Here is a 19,576-nt window from a genome sequence, read left to right as displayed (position 1 = left end):
TCATGCCATATGCTATTCGTAAAGCTGCTGTGATCGGAGCAGGTGTGATGGGTGCAGCAATCGCAGCCCACCTGGCCAATGTGGGCATCCCTAGCCTGCTCCTGGACATAGTGCCAGCCGATGCCAAGGATCGCAATATTATTGCTCGCACGGGCCTGGAAAAGACGCTAAAGAGCAAGCCGGCATCCTTCTATAGTAAACGCGGCGCACAATTAGTCACAATTGGCAATATTGAAGATGACCTGCCAAAATTAGCTGAGGTCGATTGGATCATTGAGGCTGTAGTTGAACGGCCCGATATTAAGCAGTCGCTCTATAGCAAGATTGAACAGGTGGCGCGGCCAGAGACGATTATCACTTCCAATACTTCGGGCTTGCCCGCACATCTATTAGTTGAGGGTCGTTCAGAGAACTTCCGCCGTCATTTTATGATCACGCACTTCTTCAATCCAGTCCGCTATATGCGCTTGCTTGAATTGGTGCCAACCGCCGATACCGATCCAGCCTTGCTCCCATTTATGCAGCAATTTGGCACTGAGACCCTGGGTAAAGGCGTCGTGATCTGTAAAGATACTCCTAACTTCATTGCCAATCGTATCGGCGCCTATGGCTTTCTCTCGACCATTCAGCGTGCCCTCGACGAGGGCTATACGGTAAGTGAGGTCGATACAATCCTTGGCCCTAATATGGGACGCCCCAAATCGGCTGTCTTCCGTACAGCAGACCTGTCTGGCCTGGATACATTGATGCATGTGGCCAACAATCTGTATAAAAATGCCCCTGAGGATGAGCAGCGTGCTACCTTCCAGATCCCAGAGGTGGTGCAGGAAATTATCAACCGTGGCTGGCTGGGCGAGAAAAGCGGGCAGGGCTTCTACAAACGCGTGAAAAATGCCGATGGCTCTTCAACTATTCTGGAGTTAAATTTTAAGACCCTGGAATATGAACCACAACCCAAGCATCGCTTTGACTCAATCGGCAAGGCCCGCAACCTGGAGACGCCAGAACAAAAAGTGAGTGCTGTACTGAATGGTGAGGATCGCGCCAGCCATCTGGCTCGCGAGACTACCGCTGATGCCCTGATCTACGCTGCCAATCGTGCCCATGAAATCGCGGATAACATTGTGGATATCGACCACGCGATGTGCTGGGGCTTTAATTTTGATCTGGGTAGCTTTGAAACCTGGGATGTCTTACTCAAAGATCAGGCGCTCCTGGACAAAGTGTTTGCCCAGCGCGAATTGCCTGCTCTGGTACAACAGGTACGCAGTCAGGGAGATGGTACATTCTATCGCACGGTCGAGGGTCAGAAACAATACTTTGATTATCACACCTCTACCTACCAGCCAGTTCCAACGGCTCAGGGCGTCATCTCGCTCAGTGCCCTTAAAGCCAGCCCTTCATCCACTGGGAGTTCCTCGGTGGTGCGTGATAATGGTTCGGCTTCATTGATCGATCTGGGCGATGGTATTGCCTGCCTGGAGTTCCATACCAAAATGAACTCGATCGATGAAGGTATCGTTGAGATGATACATTATGCGGTCGAAGAGGGTTCAAAACAATTCCGTGCCCTGGTCATTGGTAACGAGGCGCCCGACTTCTCAGCCGGAGCTAATCTGTTCCTGGTTTTGATGGGAGCGCGTCAGGGAGCCTGGGATATGCTGGATGGGGCGATCACAGGGCTCCAGCAGGCCCACCAGCTCTTGAAGTATAGTCCGATCCCCGTTGTCGCGGCCCCAGCGGGCAGAGCGCTGGGTGGCGGCTGTGAGATGATTTTACATACCCACCATACCCGCGCTCTGGCAGAGTCATACATCGGCCTGGTCGAGGTTGGTGTAGGCTTAATACCTGGCGGCGGTGGTTGTAAAGAATTTTTGCTCCGCCATGGTGCTAACGCTGAGAGTCAGAAGCCTGGCAAATCGAGCGGACCCTTTACGCCAGCGCGGCGAGCCTTTGAGATTATCGCGGTCGCGACCGTTTCCACCAGCGCCACCGAGGCCCAGGAGCTGCGTTTCTTGCGCAAAACGGACGCAATTACGGTCAATCGCGATGTGCTCTTGCGCGACGCTAAAGCGGATGCCATCAAACTGGCGGATGCTAAAGAGGCTGGTACCTGGCAGCCAGTCCAGCCACAGATGTTGTTGCTCCCAGGTGCCGGCGCGCGCCTGGTACTTGAACAGCAGATCGAGGGTATGCTTCTGACAGGAAAGATCAGCGAACATGATGCCGTGATCGGCAATCATCTGGCCAGAGTCCTCACAGGCGGCGATTGTTCACCAGTTACACCCGTCACTGAACAATATGTCCTGGACCTGGAACGCGAAGCCTTCCTCAGCCTCTGTGGCACGGAGAAAACCCAGGCCCGCATCCAATCCATCCTGCAAGGCGGCAAAACCTTGCGCAACTAATAACCACTCACCAAAAAGCAGCGGCAGGCTTTATAAGGTCTGCCGCTGCTTTTTTCTTTTTATTGTGTAAGGTAGAAAATGCGCGCCACGCGCATTTTCTACCTTACACAATAAAAAGAAATCGGGCGCGCATGCGCACGTACGCAATAAAAAAAAAGCGACCACGCACAAAATTGTGCATGGCCGCTAAACACCCATAGTACGTTACTCCTCACGTCACATGGATGAAGATTCTTCTTAGAAAATAGACTCGCCGGTATCGGAGTCAAACAGGTGAATCTGATCGCTATCAACATACAGACGCACTTTGTTACCAGCAGCCACACGAGCACGTGGGTCCAGGGTAGCAACAATGTTTTTACCACCGGTGGTGAGATAAACCTGCAGCTCGTTACCGAGGTTCTCAACTACATCAACGGAAGCGTCAATGGCGGACTGTAATTCACCACTCTCTGCGCTAACCAGGGCGGCATCTTCCAGGTGAACTGGACGAATACCAAAGGTGAGGTTGCGGCCAGCAGCGGCACGAGCACGCTCAGCATAAATCTGAGGCACAGCTACACGACCGATGCCATCCAGGGCTACAATTGTGTTGCCACCCTCGGTAACAACCTTGGCCTCTGGAATGAAGTTCATTGCAGGGGAACCAATAAAACCAGCAACGAACATATTCGCAGGATGATCATACAGCTCTTGTGGGGAACCCAACTGTTGGATAATACCACCATTCAAGACTGCAATACGGTCACCCATGGTCATGGCCTCAACCTGGTCGTGGGTTACGTAAATCATTGTGGTCTGGATACGCTGATGCAGTTTAATGATCTCAGCACGTGTAGCAACACGCAGTTTCGCATCCAGGTTCGAAAGGGGCTCGTCCATCAAGAAGACTTGTGCCTCACGGACGATTGCACGACCCAGAGCAACACGTTGGCGCTGACCACCAGACAGCTCTTTTGGCTTACGTTTGAGCAACTGCTGCAAACCAAGGATTTCAGCGGCATCTTCTACACGCTTCTTGATTTCATTTTTAGGGAAGTGGCGCAGTTTCAAACCAAAAGCCATGTTATCAAATACAGTCATATGGGGATACAACGCATAGTTCTGGAAAACCATTGCGATGTCGCGGTCTTTGGGGTCTACACCGTTAACAATACGGTCGCCAATGTAGATCTCACCATCGGTCGGCTCTTCCAGGCCAGCGATCATACGCAGGCAGGTACTTTTTCCACAACCAGAAGGACCAACCAGGACGAGGAATTCTTTGTCTTGAACATCCAAACTGATGTCGTGCACAACTTCAACTTTGTTGAAGGTTTTGTAGACGTGATTAAAACGCACTTGTGCCATGAAGGACTACTCCTTTTCGCTTCTGTAACAGGCCCATTCCTGTTACCCCTCACATTATTAGAGAAGCATTCGCTTAATGCCAACATTGCAACTAATATCATATCAGCTGGGAGCCAATGTGGCTTCTTAACATCAATACATAAGCATATAGAGCATCGAAGCTCTTGCCTGGTAGATGTTAAGCATGAGTATACCATAACTTTCAGTGAAAGTGAAGTGTAGCGATACGCAAAATTCACTTTTTTCGTGCGCACCCATAAAACACCAATCACTATTTCACACAGCTATTAAATTCAAAACCCATACAAACAAAACATCTACATAACATTGCACTGCAAAAATATTACCCACACCACATTGCACTGCGAAAATATTGCCCACACCACTCCTTTTCCCCCAACCTCTTCTTGATCGAGGATGCAAGGGGCTGCAACCGCTCGCGTAACCAGGCCTCCAAAGCTCCCTCCCTGCCACTCCTTTTAGATCCCCAACCTCTTCTCAAGGGATGCAAGGGGCAGTTACTCCCGTAACCAAAGTCTCCAGAGCTACCTCCTGCTACTCCTTTCTCTCCTCGAGCGGGGATGTAAGGGGCACAGGTACTCCTGTGATCAAAGCCTCCAGAGCTACCTCCTGCTACTCCTTTGCCCCCAACCTCTCCTCGAGCGGCGTACAAAAGCGACCAGCCCCTTGACAGAGCCTTCTGATTTCCCTCCCTGCCACTCCTTTGCCCCCAACCTCTCCTCGAGCGGCGTACAAAAGCGACCAGCCCCTTGACAGAGCCTTCTGATTTCCCTCCCTGCCACTCCTTTTCCCCCCAACCTCTCCTTGAGCGGCGTACAAAAGCGACCAGCCCCTTGACAGAGCCTTCTGATTTCCCTCCCTGCCACTCCTTTTCCCCCCCAACCTCTCCTCGAGCGGGGATGCAAGGGGCGGCCAGCCCCTTGACTGGGGCCCGGGGGCTGTGCCCCGCCTCCTCCTCCCCTTCCCTCCCGCCGCAGGCGGAGAGGGAAGAGATTCCCCACATTTTTTAAGTAAATCGCATATCACAGTCTATATAAGTAGAGAGGATGTAAAGAAAATATTAAAATCAACCACAAAAGATAAAAAAACAAAAACTTTAAGTGTTACACAGGCTTTAGATGCTTTTATCAATTCCAAAAGTACTAAGAACCCTGTAACATTTTTTTGCATTTGTATTCACAACAAGAAATCTACATTTTATACAACAAACACATCTCAAAGAGCCTGGGATGTATTATTATGTAGCGCACTCTTGTAATTACAAAGCCTGTAAAGCGTAAAAATTATATGAAGATCATAATATTTTATGTAATTATTGGCATTTTACCACTAGACAAGAACAGACATCTTCGTGCATACTAGTGATGTGCATTGTTAATGTTGTTCTTACAAACGATGTACAATGTATTTACATCGCGAGTGAGTCTGTTGTACGGAACACAACATAGAGATACACTTACCCACGGGTTCAGGGTTAGGAAGGAAAGGGATAACATGCTTGGAGCACACGAACAGCGCAGTGAAGTCGCCCGCCTATTATCGCAGATTAGTGATGAATATGAAGCTGCACAACGTGGCCTCGCAGGTCTATCTTTTGGGATGTCGCAACATGAATTTATTACAGCACGCATGGAAAATATGGGCCAATTACATACCCAACTACAATCTATTGTGGGGGATGTCGCAATTGCAATGATTGCGGACCGCTTAAATACCATTCATTCGTAACATATATGTACATTCATTATAGATCATGACTATATATCCAATCCTTATGTCATGGCTGTGCCCTTACCAGTCAGACAGGTAAACACAGCTACACATAAGTTATATCTCTACGCTGCAATTTCCTCGCTCAACATGGAGGGTATCCCCCAACGGATACCCTTTTTTATATCCCCAGGAACGCTCTACGCATAAATAGGTAGCTCCCCTGACAGTTTGACCAAACTGTCAGGGGAGCTACCTATTTATGCGTAACATTATGTTAATCATTTGTTATAAAAAGCGGCTCTCTATGTGAGATTCCTGTATGCATATCTGCGTAAAAGCAGGGTTTCGCAGCATCCCACACGCCGGAAACCACAAATTCGGTCTCTTCGCTTTCAAAATCAGGCTGATCTAATACATTGTTGGTGTCATCTGTAAAACATTGTAACCAGTTTGTCACATCATCAGGAGACAAATAAGGAGCTCCTTCACATATGAACCACTCTGCGATACCATGGAGATAAAAACGGAAGTTCCTGGGCAAGGGGCTTCGTCGAACGATACGATAAGCCTTTTCTTCGACATTTTTATAACCAGCAGCTTGCAAGTAACCAGCAAGCTTTGAACCAACCCAGCTATCCTCATAAGCGTAACCATGATCTACACGTTCCGCTTCCCACAATAGTCTTGCCTGGAATACACGCTCTTGCAAAAAGGGATCGACCCCATGGAATTTCATAGTGCCAAAGTCAATATCTTTAATCACAAGGCGCCCCCCTGATTTTAAAAATGGGCCCATGGCAGCAAAGGTCGCTACTGGATCAGATAAGTACTGGCTAACATTGGCGCTAAAAATCATATCCGCCGCTCCCGGCTCAATCGGTAATTGTTCTAAAGTCGCTCGCTTATATTGTACTTGCTGACGATACCAGGTATGATTGCTCCTCCGTTGTGCGGTAACCAACGCTTCGGTCGAAATATCAATACCTAACACATTCCCTCCCAGCCCAATTTCCTGGGCGAGGAGCGAAGTCCACAATCCGGGGCCACACCCGGCATCCACAACAAAACTCCCTTCCTCTAAACGCAGGTCACGGATCATCTGACCACGCTCTTGAAGCTTACTCTGGTGATGCTTCACCAACCACTCAATTGCGTTTAGTGGGAGCCCACACTCATTGACATGTACAACATTGTTGACCGCCATCTTTTGCCTTATCCTTCCAGCCATCAAGGGTACTAGAGCCTATTAATTATTATTCGTGATGATCATTAATATACATGCTATATTATGAAAAAGCAATATATTGTTTGACATTGGAGTACTTCCGTTTAAACATTGTAATGTATTAGCGTTTGAGATTGAAAATATTAAAAATAATTAATACTATCCAAACGTTAAGAAAGGTGGGAGTTTTACAAGCACTGCTTATGCTTGGGAAGAGGAGCTAGATCAACACGGTTTTAACATGTTTATTATGTAGCATAAGTTACATATTCTATACTCTTAACACATAAAAAACCGATTAAAATTTTTCTATTTTGTATAACATTCTGTATGTCATCTATGTTATAATAGTAACCATGCTGCTCGTGAAAATTGTACTATTATAAAATACATAAGGAATATATCATGGGTAATGGGTCGGTCCCTGATGAACAACAAAAAAAGAAGCGTGGCCGTCCACCGGGCACTCGCCCAAAGGGGTCGGAAGCCACGGCTAAAAAGGGTGGACACCGCAATAAGATTGCGGCAAACTCCCCAACATACACTTCAACTAAAGAGTCTGTGACCAGCACTGCAAACGTGGAAGAAAAGTCTTTACAGGACGCGGATGATGATGCGGCTACACCTTTTAGCTTATTGCTGCAAACTATTATGCATCGCGATAGAGCGGAGTTGTCACGCGTAGCCAGAGAATTAGTAGTGGCGGAAAATACCGTTTATCGTTGGATGAATGGTACCTCCGAACCACGCACCACCCATTTAAAAAGGCTGCCCGAAGTCATACCTGAACATCGAACACAATTGATAGCCGCCATTAATCAAACCTTTGGCGAGATCCTGGGCACACCGGTGCTAAATACACGGGAAGTGAGTAAAGAGGTCTACCAACGCGTGCTGGAACTGGTCGCCAATAGCCAGGACGATGATACACGCTTCTGGCAAATTTCTGAAATCATTTTTAGCGATGCACTGGAACATTTAGATACCAATAACCAGGGTTAGCAATTACCTACGCCAAACTGATGTCAACCCATGAAGATGGTATTCATTCTTTGCGTGAAGTCAAAATGCGTGGCCATTCTCCCTGGCCCGATACAGTTGATAGCAAGGCCTTTTTAGGAAGTACAACATTGGTAGGCTCAGCCGCGGTTCTTCAACGAATCCAAGTGTGGAATGATATGGATGATAATCGTGCATTGGTAGAAATCGATGAACATGAGCATAGTGCCTGTGCCGTTCCCATCCTACGGGGAAGCTTGCTAGCAGGCGTATTGATAGCCTCCAGTACGCAACCAGATTTCTTCAAAGATCCTACTGCTTGCCAAGCAGTGACAGAATATGCCTTACTGATGGGAGTAGCGTTGTGCGATCGAGAATTTCATCCCTCAGCCCTCTTACATCTCAGGCCGATGCCGCCACTACACTGGCAACGGGAAGAAATCAATCGAACGTATCTAAATCGCATTATTGCTTATGCTCATAAGCATTCGACTTCACGTCGAGATGCCGAGTTTTGGATTCAACATGAGATGGAATTAGAGTTTGAGGACGAAGCGCATAGGATACTAGAACAACAGAAATTTGTCCATGAAATATCGAATCCATCCAATCGTTCACGATTCTTTGGATAGAGTAAATAATTATGCAAAGTTCCGATCAATCACCAGAAGAAAAACAGCCGCTGATCGATCAGCCTCCTGTTGCTGGTTATAGTACTTCAGAGGCCTCCGTTGATGCTCCAATTGCTGGAACACATGAACAGGGGCAGCTGAACATAGCTACGCCAGAGAAGACAGCTGCTACTGAGGACAGTGAGGCAATCCGCCAGGGGCAGATCTATCCGCCGCCACCTTCATTCTATGAAAAGGCGCTGGCACAATCGTCGTCTCCAGATGCTCCGTGGACGCCGGCAGAGCGCCCGGCTTCTCCTTCTATGCCACCTGCTCGCCCTGCTGTACCTCCCGAATGGCAGAGACAGCCTATGCCACCTGACTATGGTCCGGGATATCAACAGCCGCCAGCTGGTCATCAAATGCCACCGCCAGGCTATCCCGCCTATCCACAAGGACAGCAGTATCCTGGAGTGCAAGCACCACCTTTTGTACCGGGTCCGCCTCCAGTCAAGCAATCACGTAAATGGACCTGGATTCTCATTTCGGTGCTGGCCGTTGTTCTTCTGGCAAGCTGTGGCTTATGTGCCTGGGCTGGCTCTTCATTCATTGGCAACACATACAGCCAGGCATACAATGCCGTCATTAATGGTAACCAGTTGATCAGTGACTATTATAGTGCAGTTCAGAATAAACAATATACCCAGGCTTATAACTATTTGAGTCTCCCAAACACTTCGAGAGATCAGTTTATTGCCCAGGCCAGCCGGCAAGACGAACTCTATGGTCCGCTCTTGCGCTACACACCAGGCCAACCGCAAATAACCAACTATGATGGCAGTAACCTGGATAGCTTTTCCATTAATGTTGATATATCCCGACAAAAAAAGTCATACACGGCCCATCTAAAATTAAAACTTATTAATAATCAATGGAAAATTATCAGCTACGATCAGCTTTAACTGCTCTCAGCATCCCCACAAGAAATCATAAATGAAAGACGGGTCACCTAAAAAAGGTGACCCGTCTTTCATTTATGATTTCTTGTTTGTAAGTTCTCTATGAACGAGATAGGTATTTTCTGATATAACGTATAAAATGGAGAGATAAATAATTAATTAGCAGAATTTGATACCGTCGCCATAGGAACCTCACGCCCGACACAGGCACGGAGATCTTCGCGATAAAAGCGCCAGGTACTCCCAACCTTATGTCCAGTAAGCTGTCCTGACCACATGAGGCGATAAAGAGTTGAGCGGCTAACACGCAGGTAACTCATTGCTTCTTTGAAAGTCAGCAGAACATCTTCCTGAAGCATCTGTACGACCATGGATCCTCTCCTTAAAAATAAACTAATAAATAAGTGCACTTGACACTAACAATGTAGCGCTGAGAACATTACTAATGATGCTGTTATTGTCTCATTGCATGTTATAGTAACCAATGTTGATACGCTTTCATGTTAAGGAATAGTTGCGATCTGGTTAATTTTAATCGTAGCCTGGTTCGATATTCACTACCTACCAATCCACACGGCTCAGGATTTAACAACCTTCTTTGTTTTATTACTCATAACATGAAGTTTCGTAACGTTTCATTTTGCTCTATCGTGTTTTAGTGCTCTCTCCCTTCTTTTATTATATGATGTTAAGATTTTTTTACCAGCCGTCGGTCAATAAATTGTTCAGTTCCTGTTCTTCACAAGCCACAGGAAAAATCGAACAACCAGTCAACTCTTGTAAGCGTGCGATATTTGCGACATTAGTCGGTTCACGCATAGCGACAGTCAAACATTGTTGTTCCTGACCAACAGGTACACAACAGAGCTCACAGGCAACCTGATGGGGAATCAATTGGGTTAAGCGGTCTGGCAGAGCCCGCGGCAATTCCATATACGGTATCCGTTGTTCTCTGGCAGCCTCCTCGTGTTGTGCATAGCTTAAATAGATCGGCGAAAGCTCCACCACTGGCATCGGCTTGACACCTCGAATGTGGGCATTAATAGCCGGACGCAGGGTTAGTGTATATCTGGCATTCCCTAGCTGATAATAGAATTGCTCAAATGAGGCAATTGACCTGGGATATGTGGCCCCTCCGAGAGCAATCGTTGTCTCTCTCGTCAATGGTGGCTCTGTTGTTTCAGCCTGCAATAAACAGACGCTATGATAGATGCGCTCCAGAATCTTTTGCTTTCCTGCCTGATCTACTCCCGGGAAAATGATAGCGGCCCCCGAGGCCTCTTGAATGAATAAATTGTCATCTACACGTAGGACGCGCCGCACATGGGTCAGTACTTGATGTAATAGACCTGCCGCGACATGGTAACGTTTCCGCCGATAAAGTACCTCAGATTGAGGTGCCAGTGGAGGAGCTTCTCTCTGTACTATGTGCAGCAAAATGACACTGATTGGCTCCTGCACAGGTAAAAATTCGTTCAAGATCGCCAGAACTTTCTGGCTTAGCTCTGGTGAAACAGGTACGCGCTGATCTTCATCATAGCCCTCGTCCTGTCTTGCTATACCTGCCGGAAAAACTTTATCAAACACTACACATGTGCATGGCTCGCAGGCCGCCATGGCCGGATCAACACGACGTTTTAACCTGGATGAAAGCTGCGAGATATTCGATGCCTGAAGAGATACAGCTTTTTTCTTCTGCGTCATTCTACTGCCCACACTTTATTCTCTTCCTGGCATAGCCAGAGAGTATCTTGCTCATAACCATTACATTTGCACACACAGATACAAGAACATTGATGATGATTTAAGTATAGGCGCCATTTCTGTCGAAAAGCCTGGGCATTATGTTATGGTATGGTTAAAATGCTCTAGTTACGGTTAAGTTCCCACAAATGCCGCCTGGTTGCTAAAAAAATTGGCAAGGTTTTTAGTTCAAGTGCCAATAAGCATCCTGGACTTCCTTGCCATTGGGATGAGCGACTCTTGTGCTTGCACAAAAATCTGCTTATGGTTCTATAGAGATCGGCGCCGTAAATGTATAGCCTACACCTGGTACGGTCATGATATATTGAGGTGAATTAGGATCAGGCTCAACCTTCTGCCGTAAGTGCCGAATATGCGTCTTTACCAGGCCGGAATCTCCAGCCTCATCATAACCCCAGACTCTCTCGATGATCATATCTGTGGTCAGTACCTGGCCCGTATGCGAAATTAATAAATGCAATAGGCGACTTTCGGTGGGTGTGAGGCGTACTTTTGTTCCGTCACGGGTAACTTCGTGTCTCATTGCATCGAGCGTGACAGGCCCTACCGTGATTGCCGATGAGCCGGCTGGACCACGGGTGTTGGAAGCACGCCGCATCACTGCCTTAATGCGAGCCAGCAATTGCCGCGGACTAAAAGGTTTGCGCAGATAATCGTCTGCCCCCATTTCCAGGCCTCTTACCTCGTCATCTTCACGGTCGTGCGCAGTCAAGATCATTACCATGGAGTTTGTTTCGGTACGCATCTGGCGGCAAACTTCAAAGCCATCAAGCTTGGGCATCTGAATATCTAAAATTACCAGATCTGGTAAGGTTTCCCTCCATCGCTTGATCGCTTGTTCCCCATCAAATGCTCGGACAACATCATAGCCGTGGCCTTTGAGCCAGTAGCTTAGCATGTCTACCATGTCGCGGTCATCATCCGCCACCATGATTTTCAATTCAGCCTCCTACTCGTCCTACATTACAATACTAGGATGTACCGATATGCTATGAAAGCAATCGTCAATGCCGCTATGATCTTAGCATTGCCATATAAAAAAATAAGTTCTAGATATGTATCCGTTTGTAGTAACGGGATGGAATAAAGCTCAGTAACATTATGATACAAAATGGGCTATAGAACGACAAAATTATGTTCTATATCTCTCTATAAAACACCCCTGGTCATACTGAAGTAATGGATAGTAATGATCGGCTTGACGTAGGTTGGCAAAAGAGTTAGATTGTAGCAGCGCGTAAATATGCATCTGATGCATAGGCTTCTGTGGGCTTGAGAAAACAAAATGCTGAAACAGGAAAGCGAGCGCAATGAAGATAGGATAGAAAGATGAGTTGTTGATGGAAAAAGAAACGCTGTTAGCCCTGGCTCGCGAAACAGCTCGCGGAGCACATTGTCCTTATTCTCATTTTCGAGTGGGAGCAGCCCTGGTGGCAGATGGGCAGCTTTATGTTGGCGTGAATATTGAGATCTCTAGCTTTGGCCTGACTTTGTGCGCTGAGCGCTCAGCCCTTTCAGCCGCAGTGACGGCCCAGGCAAAAAATATTACTCAGATTGCGATTGCCTGTATCGATGCCCCCGCTGAAGCTCCTGACTATGAGCGTATGCCCTGTGGCGCTTGCCGCCAATGGATCGCTGATCTGGCCCCTCGAGCAACAATTTATATTGATGGCTGCGACCAGGATTTCCAGGTCTCAGATCTGCTGCCGTTTGCCTTCAAATTGTGATCGTTTTGTGCTGCTTTACCCCCTTGACATATATAGGGCCCTTGTGTACGCTATAAGTCCCAATACTTTTTTAGTGTAGTGCCTGATCTAGTGCAACCTATGCTTGAAAGCGTTCTTTCAGAGGTGCTTTTATGCTGGTCTGGCGCAAGCGCGCACAATGGCCGCTACAACCATACACTCTCCCGCCAGCGGTAGCTGCTGTTATCTTTTCTGCCGCAGCTTCTCACTTCCGTTTTTCCCTGGGTTCTTCTTCTCCTGTAGGCGGCCCCATGTATATTCGCTCGACACCTGCACGCTGATATTATCCGAAAGGAGAAAGCGATGTCACCACGTTTTACTCTTGGCGTCGAAGAAGAGTTTCAAATGGTCGACAAAAATACAGGACAACTGGCATCTCATGTGCATACCGTTCTAGATAAGGGCATTCCAATCTTTGGAGAGCAAATAAAGGCTGAGATGCTGCAATCCATGGTAGAGATTATTACAGTAGTATGTAAGGATATTCATGCTTTGCGTCAAGATCTGTCTGCACGCCGTATAAAGTTGGCGCAGATCCTGGAAGGTGAAGGGCTGGCGATGATCAGTGCCGGTACTCACCCCAGCGCACATTGGAGTGATCAACTACGTACTATCAATCAACGTTATGAGGAACTTGAAGATGAGTTCCAGGATGTTGGTCGCTCAATTTTGATCTGCGGCCTGCATGTCCACGTTGGCATCGATGATCATGAGCTGGCGGTGCCACTGATGAACCAATTGCGTACCTGGATTCCTCATCTGCTCGCGCTTTCTTCTAATTCTCCTTTTTGGATCGATCGCAATACAGGTCTCAAATCTTATCGCTCTATTGTTTGGAAGCGCTTCCCTCGCTCCGGTATTCCCAATCTCTTTTCTTCCACCACGGATTTTGATTGTTACGTATCTAGCCTGATGCGCAATGGCTGCATTGATAATGCCAAGAAGATCTGGTGGGACATTCGCCCTCATCCTTTCTTCGATACAATTGAATTTCGTGTCTGCGATATGCCCTCTACGTTCGAAGATACTATGGCGATCGCGGCTCTCTGTCAGGCATTGGTCTGCAAATTGACCTGGCTCTATGAGCATAATATGTCAACGACAGTGCTGCCTAATAACTATATCGAAGAAAATAAATGGAAGGCAGCACGCTATGGGTTGGACGCGATAATTGTTGATTTCCATCAAAATCGCCGCCTGACCATGCGTGAATCGCTACACGAGACGCTGGATTTTGTTGAGGATGTCGTAGACCAATTGGATATTCGGCGCGAAGTTAACTATCTTCGGGCCCTATTGGATGATCCCTATGGGACAGGAGCTGACCGCCAGATCGCGGTTTATGATGAGACGAAGAGCGTTCAGGCGGTTACTAATTATCTAATGCAACGCACGATGTTGCACTGCTCGCCGGACTCTATTGTGGGTACACCACAATAAGATAACCCTTTCTCGCTGCTTCCTACATCAGGATGCCAGTATGAGAAGATCGAGTATCTGCACCTGCCCTCCTGCATAGTGTCAGGCTGCATGCAAAATACTAGAAGACCGCGACGAGGCGGTCTTCCAGCATTTATCATGTAGAGATGGGGAATAAAGTTTGGCTGGTCAGGCTTTGTTATCAACAGCAATGCTTTGATGCCCTCTTGCGGCGACCTCTGCGGGCAATGGCTCTTCTGTGCCAGGAGCATATTTCTTCGGCCGCTCAAAACGTTTACAGATTTTTTCCCCCAGACGCATCCCAGGTATCTCCACGACCTTATAAAGCACAATCGACAATGGAAATGCCGTGATGAGGATCCATAACCAATCCACTGTAAATAACGCTGGCTGACCCCAGTTCAAGGGCTGAAATCTTGGCAAGCAATACCCAATAAACAGTAAGCAAATAGAGTAATGCCAGATATACAAACTATAGGAAATCAAGCCCGTCCAACGCAGCGGTCCCCATTCAAAGGGGCGTTTAAGCCAGGTCGCTCCATAGAGTAGACCTTGAATGCATAGTGCAAAACTGATGCCATAAAGGAGTGGTTGGAAAATATCTTTGTAATAGTACAGAGATTCTTTATAGGGGTCCAGAAAGTGTAACGTTTTGCCAGGAAAAAGTAGATAAAAGTGCCAGAGGCTGATCATGTATAGCAGGGTCAGTCCAAGTAAGAAAAGAAATGGGCTGAGACGACGGATCAGGTGGCTGAGACGACCAATGGGAGCAATAATGTGTGTGTAGCTATAGATACCAGCAACTAGCATGCCACTGGCAAAGACTTCATAGTCTTTGCCGACAGAACCATAGCTATAAAGTTTTAACTGTTCAAGCCAGAAGGGCGAGAAAATCTGGCTCAGCGGACCCTCTCCCCCAAGTACAATCATCCAGTAACGCGTTCCTACCCCATAAACAAACAGCAACAGTAGACACCCAGCTAGCTTTATTAAACGCCCGCGTTGCTTCCCTCTGCGCACCAGGCATGCGATTGCCAGCGCCAACCACGGCAAAACCAGATAATATTGAAATTCCAACGCCAGCGTCCAGAATGGTGCATTGACTAACTGAAAGGTTAGTGGAAAGTCCATGCGGAAAGTGATAAATAGCCAGACGGCGTGGAGATGGCTCCAATTGAGATATTCCGGACTTAGAAAGATGAGCATCAAGAATAAGGCAACATAATAACCAGGAAAAATGCGAAAAGCACGGCGAAGATAGAAACGTCTCACAGAAGGCCAGGGGGTATCCGTTAACATAGCACGGCAATAGGGCAGAAATAAGAGAAAACCAGATAAGACAAAGAAGAGTATTACGCCCGCTTCTCCAAAGAGCGAGGCCGCACTGGCAAATGCCCCCGGCCCATCTAGCGCTGGAGTCCATATGCCATTGAAACGGGCAATCAGATTCATGTGGAACGTGATAATTGACAGACAGGCAATCCCACGAACTCCATCCAGGACGGGAATGGAGTTTTTGTGCTTGCCATCATCCAAAAATTGGCTGATTGACTGGCCTGCGCTATGCATTCTCTGACCTATAAGCGCCAGGATTGAGGAAAAGCTGCGTTCATCTCCCACATCAACACCATCCACTCTTTTGTAACACACTTCTTGTGCTTTTTAGTCAGTATAAACCGTTTCTAAAATGCCATATTCAGACTGATTTATACACATTGATGTGTCAGGAACAGGGAGATGTCGGGGAAGGAACACGAATGAACCTGCTGTTTCAGTAATATCCTAAAACAGCAGGTCCATTCATGCGAAAATGACATTTAATATATTATTTATTGCTTGCTTATTTATGATCCTCGTCAATCTTAGTAATGTACAACGCCTTCAAGGATGGAGTCGATGCGTTGCAGATCACTGTCGCTTAGTTTGATATCAGCGGCCTTGACGTTCTCTTCAACCTGGGCTGGACGCGATGCACCAATGATAGTCGAGCTGACATTCTTCTGGCGCAGAATCCAGGCCAGAGCCAGCTGGCTGACTTTGTAGCCACCCTCATTAGCCAGTTTCTGCAATTCCTGAACCGCTGTCAGGGTTTTGTCATTCATCATGTCGCCCATGAAACCGTTGATCTGGCTGTTGCCCGCACGTGTATCGGCTCCAGGCTGCTGACCCGACTTGTATTTACCTGTCAACACTCCCTGCGCTAATGGGGAGAAGACAACCTGTCCAATACCTTCGCGCTCGCACAATGGGATCACATCACGCTCAATATAGCGATTTAACATGTTATAGATTGGCTGGTTAGAAACGATCTTGTCCAGATTCATTTCGCGAGCGGTGTAAACGGCATCGGCAATATTGGTCGCCGACCATTCTGAGACACCAACATATAATACTTTACCCTGGGTAACCAGGTCGTCCAGCGCACGCAATACCTCATCGATCGGGGTCTCAGGATCATAGCGATGGCATTGATACAGGTCGATATAATCAGTGCCCAGTCGCTTCAAGCTGGCGTTACACTGCTCGATGATATGTTTACGCGAAAGCCCGCGATCGTTAGGGCCATCGCCCATCGGGAAAAATACTTTGGTGGCCAGCACATATGAATCACGGCGATACTCGCTCAGTCCGCGTCCAACGACTTTCTCGGCTTCGCCACGGTTGTAAACATTAGCGGTATCAAAGAAGTTTACTCCGCTTTCATAAGCACGATGGATACAATCGATCGCGGTCTGTTCTTCGGTTGAGTTGCCGTAGGTCAACCAGCTTCCAAGAGAAACAGCACTGACTTTTACGCCAGCACGTCCTAAATGGCGGTATTCCATGAGTAGATATCCTTCTAGTATCATCACCCTGGCGGGCGATTCTTTGCCTCCTCTATGTGACGGAGGTTCTTACGAAGAGTTAATATTGTATCTTTTACACATACGATATAACAGGACTTTTAGATGCGCTTGCTAACCCCTGTAATACGTAAAAAGAGCTTTCCAGGCCGAGGTGGAAAGCTCTTTTACAGCAAAATATGCGCTGAAACATAATGATAAAAATAGGGCTACTGACAGCCAGGGAAATACATTACGCCCTGGCAAGTTCGCGTACCCCTCGTAGCGTTCTGGGTAACGTAGCTTGCGCAGCGCTTTAACTTCAATCTGGCGGATACGCTCACGGGTCAGACGAAAAATAGTACCGACCTCGTCCAGGGAGAGTGAGTGTCCTTCTTTAAGTCCATAGCGCATCTCTATAATGGTGCGTTCACGAGGACTGAGCACGGTCAGGGCCTGCTCGATCTGGGATTGGAGTAACTGGTTGGCGGTCTGGTCGATGGGAACAGTTGTGTTGGTATTTTCGATGGCGTCGGCCAGGTGATACTCTTCATCGTCAGCCATCGGGGCATCCAGGGAGATCGGCTGTTCGGATGCATTGAGCAATTCCACAATCCGCTCACGCGGTAAACCCATTTCCGCTGCAATCTGCTCTGGTAAGGGCTCAATCCCCTGTTCTTGATACATACGACGGGCAATGCGCTTGATTTTATAAATAAGTTCTACGACATGCACTGGAATATGAATACTGCGTGAATGTTCCGCAATCGCACGGCTGATGGCCTGCCGAATCCACCAGGTCGCATAGGTGCTAAAACGAAATCCTCGCTGATAATCGAACTTTTGCGTTGCCCGCATTAAACCAATATTACCTTCCTGGATGAGGTCCAATAATGGCAGGCCTTGATTTGAATAACGCTTGGCAATACTTACAACTAAGCGCAGGTTAGCCTCGATAAGATGTTGGCGCGCCCGCAGATCTCCACGTGAAACCCGCTCGGCTAATTGCAATTCTTGCTCAGATGTCAACAAAGGATACATACCTATTTCTTTTAAATATTGCTTTACGGCATCATCCACTGCCATACGCTGGTCTTCTTCTATATCTTGTAGCTCTTCGTCAGTATCATAGAAGAAATCTTTTTCGTCTTCTAGCGGAGCCTCATCAAAAACGACTTCTTTGGTCCGGCGTTTCTTTTCTACTTTTTCAGAAACCCGCGTCTCGATATTTTTTGTTGCGTTGATTGTTCTTGCCGCCATACCACCTAACTCCTTCTGATCACGCATCATAGTGCAATACACACAACTCCAAGAAAACTCTATTGCTGGCTACCTCCAGCCTATCTGTTTGAATAGGTAGACCTTCAATGTTTTGTACATTGCTCTCTCACTATTACTACTTTGCAAGAATCATGCCAAATCCTCTCGAAGGCGCACAATTATACAGATACTCATTTATTTTTTTGATAAAAAGGTGATCTCAGCACTGCTTATAAGCTTGATAAGCGGCGAAATATCTATTTCAAAGCGAGTAAGACTCCATCAAAAAATCGAAAAATGTATCGGCAAAAGATGAAGATATTTCTAGAAATGTGGAATTTCACTCATTAGACTGGAGCGAGGAAGCTTATGAGGATGGTTCGCGCCTGTGGCACTCAAAAATCATAGAGGTGTGGTAGAAATTGTGTATCTGCGCAATTTCTACCACACCTCTATGAAACCTGTGAGGTAAGCATCCCGAGACGGAATAACAATACAATATACTCTACAATATTAAAGGAAAGCCAGCACAGCAACGACAAAGCCATAGAGACAGAGCGGTATGCCGAGATAGTAGTCAGTGACAGCTGGCTCTACTGAGGATGGTAGATGCTGGATCATCACCAGCCCTTCCGCGGCTATCAACACCAGAAAATCTAATACCGAAGCGACGAGAGTCCATATCAGCCGCCACCGGCTCCGTATACGCGCCTCTTTATAAAAAATAAGTAATAGAATCAGTACAATAATTCCGATAATAAAGACGCCCACAAGTATCACGGCATCAACATTCGGGGTCAAAGTTGCGGAGAAGGTACCAAATAAGCCAAAGGCCGCCCAGAAAATACCCCATAGATAGAGAAGGCTGCTGATAACGGAACCAATGGTACTGCGTTCATTTGTGGTCTCAGGAGAGACAGGAACTGTAGCGGCAAAGTCATAGGCATAGGGGCGTTATTAGACATAGGATAGCCATAGTTGTTGCCTTGTTGTGGTGGAGGATAAGCCGCTAATATGTCTGGAGGTGGCGGCGGCGGCGGTACCAGGGTCTCACTCTTGACGGTTCTATACATTGACTGCGCAGGGGTTGTGTACTCGATAGTGGTATAATCATTATCCAGCGAGGCCCCGCACCGTTCGCAATACATACTTTCAGGAGCATTTTCATACTGGCAATTCTTACAACGCTTCATGCATTTCTTCTCCTCTATCATCCCTTTATCGCGTATCTAAAATATCACAGACCAGCTTACTTGAAC

The 19,576-nt window shown here is 47.2% G+C and carries 17 protein-coding genes; 7 read left to right on the top strand and 10 right to left on the bottom strand.

The genetic code is table 11. The features are described 5' to 3' along the window. Positions 1-2 precede the first annotated feature (2 nt). A complete protein-coding gene (locus EL645_RS14655) occupies positions 3-2,408 on the top strand; it encodes a 3-hydroxyacyl-CoA dehydrogenase/enoyl-CoA hydratase family protein (protein ID WP_126551213.1) in 2,406 nt (801 codons plus the stop codon). 237 nt (positions 2,409-2,645) lie between these two features. Here the strand turns inward: EL645_RS14655 and EL645_RS14650 are convergent, their stop codons facing one another. Further along, positions 2,646-3,758 (bottom strand): ABC transporter ATP-binding protein, encoded by a 1,113-nt coding sequence (locus EL645_RS14650; protein ID WP_126551211.1) that lies wholly within the window; start codon positions 3,756-3,758, stop codon positions 2,646-2,648. A 1,515-nt stretch (positions 3,759-5,273) separates the two neighbouring features. Between EL645_RS14650 and EL645_RS14645 the strand changes: the two genes are divergently transcribed. Further along, positions 5,274-5,507 (top strand): hypothetical protein, encoded by a 234-nt coding sequence (locus tag EL645_RS14645; RefSeq protein WP_126551209.1) that lies wholly within the window; start codon positions 5,274-5,276, stop codon positions 5,505-5,507. 259 nt (positions 5,508-5,766) lie between these two features. Here EL645_RS14645 and EL645_RS14640 read toward each other — a convergent pair whose 3' ends face one another. Next, positions 5,767-6,696: a methyltransferase domain-containing protein gene (locus EL645_RS14640; RefSeq protein WP_161977373.1), complete on the bottom strand. Its 930-nt coding sequence runs from the start codon at positions 6,694-6,696 to the stop codon at positions 5,767-5,769. 426 nt (positions 6,697-7,122) lie between these two features. On the opposite strand from EL645_RS14640, the gene EL645_RS14635 reads away from it, so the two are divergent. The 3 genes from EL645_RS14635 to EL645_RS14625 are packed head-to-tail and all read left to right on the top strand — an operon-like array spanning position 7,123 to position 9,289. Continuing rightward, on the top strand, positions 7,123-7,719 hold the full coding sequence (locus EL645_RS14635; protein ID WP_126551205.1) for a hypothetical protein: 597 nt from the start codon (positions 7,123-7,125) through the stop codon (positions 7,717-7,719). 20 nt (positions 7,720-7,739) lie between these two features. Further along, positions 7,740-8,348: a GAF domain-containing protein gene (locus EL645_RS14630; RefSeq protein ID WP_126551203.1), complete on the top strand. Its 609-nt coding sequence runs from the start codon at positions 7,740-7,742 to the stop codon at positions 8,346-8,348. Between the two features lie 11 nt (positions 8,349-8,359). Beyond that, positions 8,360-9,289: a hypothetical protein gene (locus EL645_RS14625; RefSeq protein ID WP_126551201.1), complete on the top strand. Its 930-nt coding sequence runs from the start codon at positions 8,360-8,362 to the stop codon at positions 9,287-9,289. Between the two features lie 152 nt (positions 9,290-9,441). Here the strand turns inward: EL645_RS14625 and EL645_RS14620 are convergent, their stop codons facing one another. The 3 genes from EL645_RS14620 to EL645_RS14610 form a co-directional block, all read right to left on the bottom strand. Continuing rightward, entirely contained in the window at positions 9,442-9,657 is a 216-nt protein-coding gene (locus EL645_RS14620; protein WP_218031850.1) for a helix-turn-helix domain-containing protein, read from the bottom strand. Between the two features lie 328 nt (positions 9,658-9,985). Then, on the bottom strand, positions 9,986-10,990 hold the full coding sequence (locus tag EL645_RS14615) for a GspE/PulE/PilB domain-containing protein (protein ID WP_136625213.1): 1,005 nt from the start codon (positions 10,988-10,990) through the stop codon (positions 9,986-9,988). A 301-nt stretch (positions 10,991-11,291) separates the two neighbouring features. After that, positions 11,292-11,981: a response regulator transcription factor gene (locus tag EL645_RS14610; RefSeq protein WP_246035543.1), complete on the bottom strand. Its 690-nt coding sequence runs from the start codon at positions 11,979-11,981 to the stop codon at positions 11,292-11,294. Between the two features lie 409 nt (positions 11,982-12,390). Here EL645_RS14610 and EL645_RS14605 point away from each other — a divergent pair, with 409 nt between their 5' ends. Next, positions 12,391-12,777 carry a cytidine deaminase gene (locus EL645_RS14605; protein ID WP_218031849.1) on the top strand — a complete coding sequence of 129 codons (387 nt, stop codon included), beginning with the start codon at positions 12,391-12,393 and terminating at the stop codon, positions 12,775-12,777. A gap of 321 nt (positions 12,778-13,098) precedes the next feature. Then, positions 13,099-14,235, top strand: coding sequence for a carboxylate-amine ligase (locus tag EL645_RS14600; protein ID WP_126551196.1), 1,137 nt, complete (start codon positions 13,099-13,101; stop codon positions 14,233-14,235). Positions 14,236-14,403: 168 nt separating this feature from the next. Here EL645_RS14600 and EL645_RS14595 read toward each other — a convergent pair whose 3' ends face one another. The 5 genes from EL645_RS14595 to EL645_RS14575 all read right to left on the bottom strand — a co-directional run bounded on the left by EL645_RS14595 (position 14,404) and on the right by EL645_RS14575 (position 19,510). After that, complete coding sequence (locus tag EL645_RS14595; protein WP_136625212.1) at positions 14,404-15,855, bottom strand: acyltransferase family protein; 1,452 nt, start codon at positions 15,853-15,855, stop codon at positions 14,404-14,406. A 242-nt stretch (positions 15,856-16,097) separates the two neighbouring features. Next, complete coding sequence (locus EL645_RS14590; RefSeq protein ID WP_126551192.1) at positions 16,098-17,060, bottom strand: aldo/keto reductase family protein; 963 nt, start codon at positions 17,058-17,060, stop codon at positions 16,098-16,100. Between the two features lie 132 nt (positions 17,061-17,192). Beyond that, on the bottom strand, positions 17,193-18,317 hold the full coding sequence (locus tag EL645_RS14585) for a sigma-70 family RNA polymerase sigma factor (RefSeq protein ID WP_126551190.1): 1,125 nt from the start codon (positions 18,315-18,317) through the stop codon (positions 17,193-17,195). Positions 18,318-18,830: 513 nt separating this feature from the next. Next, entirely contained in the window at positions 18,831-19,118 is a 288-nt protein-coding gene (locus tag EL645_RS14580) for a hypothetical protein (protein ID WP_126551188.1), read from the bottom strand. Further along, a complete protein-coding gene (locus EL645_RS14575; protein WP_126551187.1) occupies positions 19,115-19,510 on the bottom strand; it encodes a zinc-ribbon domain-containing protein in 396 nt (131 codons plus the stop codon). The genes EL645_RS14580 and EL645_RS14575 overlap by 4 nt, the downstream gene beginning before the upstream one ends. Positions 19,511-19,576 lie beyond the last annotated feature (66 nt).

This window comes from Dictyobacter kobayashii (assembly GCF_003967555.1).
Lineage (GTDB): Bacteria > Chloroflexota > Ktedonobacteria > Ktedonobacterales > Ktedonobacteraceae > Dictyobacter > Dictyobacter kobayashii.
Note: the sequence above shows the minus strand (reverse complement) of the source record. Positions and strands in the feature narration are given on the sequence as shown.

Bases quoted from the DNA above. Each gene is read 5' to 3' on its own strand.
- EL645_RS14620 (WP_218031850.1), bottom strand. From the start codon at position 9,657: ATGGTCGTACAGATGCTTCAGGAAGATGTTCTGCTGACTTTCAAAGAA.
- EL645_RS14630 (WP_126551203.1), top strand. From the start codon at position 7,740: ATGTCAACCCATGAAGATGGTATTCATTCTTTGCGTGAAGTCAAAATG.
- EL645_RS14585 (WP_126551190.1), bottom strand. From the start codon at position 18,317: ATGGCGGCAAGAACAATCAACGCAACAAAAAATATCGAGACGCGGGTT.
- EL645_RS14590 (WP_126551192.1), bottom strand. From the start codon at position 17,060: ATGGAATACCGCCATTTAGGACGTGCTGGCGTAAAAGTCAGTGCTGTT.
- EL645_RS14640 (WP_161977373.1), bottom strand. From the start codon at position 6,696: ATGGCGGTCAACAATGTTGTACATGTCAATGAGTGTGGGCTCCCACTA.
- EL645_RS14575 (WP_126551187.1), bottom strand. From the start codon at position 19,510: ATGAAGCGTTGTAAGAATTGCCAGTATGAAAATGCTCCTGAAAGTATG.
- EL645_RS14625 (WP_126551201.1), top strand. From the start codon at position 8,360: ATGCAAAGTTCCGATCAATCACCAGAAGAAAAACAGCCGCTGATCGAT.
- EL645_RS14600 (WP_126551196.1), top strand. From the start codon at position 13,099: ATGTCACCACGTTTTACTCTTGGCGTCGAAGAAGAGTTTCAAATGGTC.
- EL645_RS14645 (WP_126551209.1), top strand. From the start codon at position 5,274: ATGCTTGGAGCACACGAACAGCGCAGTGAAGTCGCCCGCCTATTATCG.
- EL645_RS14605 (WP_218031849.1), top strand. From the start codon at position 12,391: ATGGAAAAAGAAACGCTGTTAGCCCTGGCTCGCGAAACAGCTCGCGGA.
- EL645_RS14635 (WP_126551205.1), top strand. From the start codon at position 7,123: ATGGGTAATGGGTCGGTCCCTGATGAACAACAAAAAAAGAAGCGTGGC.
- EL645_RS14655 (WP_126551213.1), top strand. From the start codon at position 3: ATGCCATATGCTATTCGTAAAGCTGCTGTGATCGGAGCAGGTGTGATG.
- EL645_RS14615 (WP_136625213.1), bottom strand. From the start codon at position 10,990: ATGACGCAGAAGAAAAAAGCTGTATCTCTTCAGGCATCGAATATCTCG.
- EL645_RS14650 (WP_126551211.1), bottom strand. From the start codon at position 3,758: ATGGCACAAGTGCGTTTTAATCACGTCTACAAAACCTTCAACAAAGTT.
- EL645_RS14610 (WP_246035543.1), bottom strand. From the start codon at position 11,981: ATGGTGGCGGATGATGACCGCGACATGGTAGACATGCTAAGCTACTGG.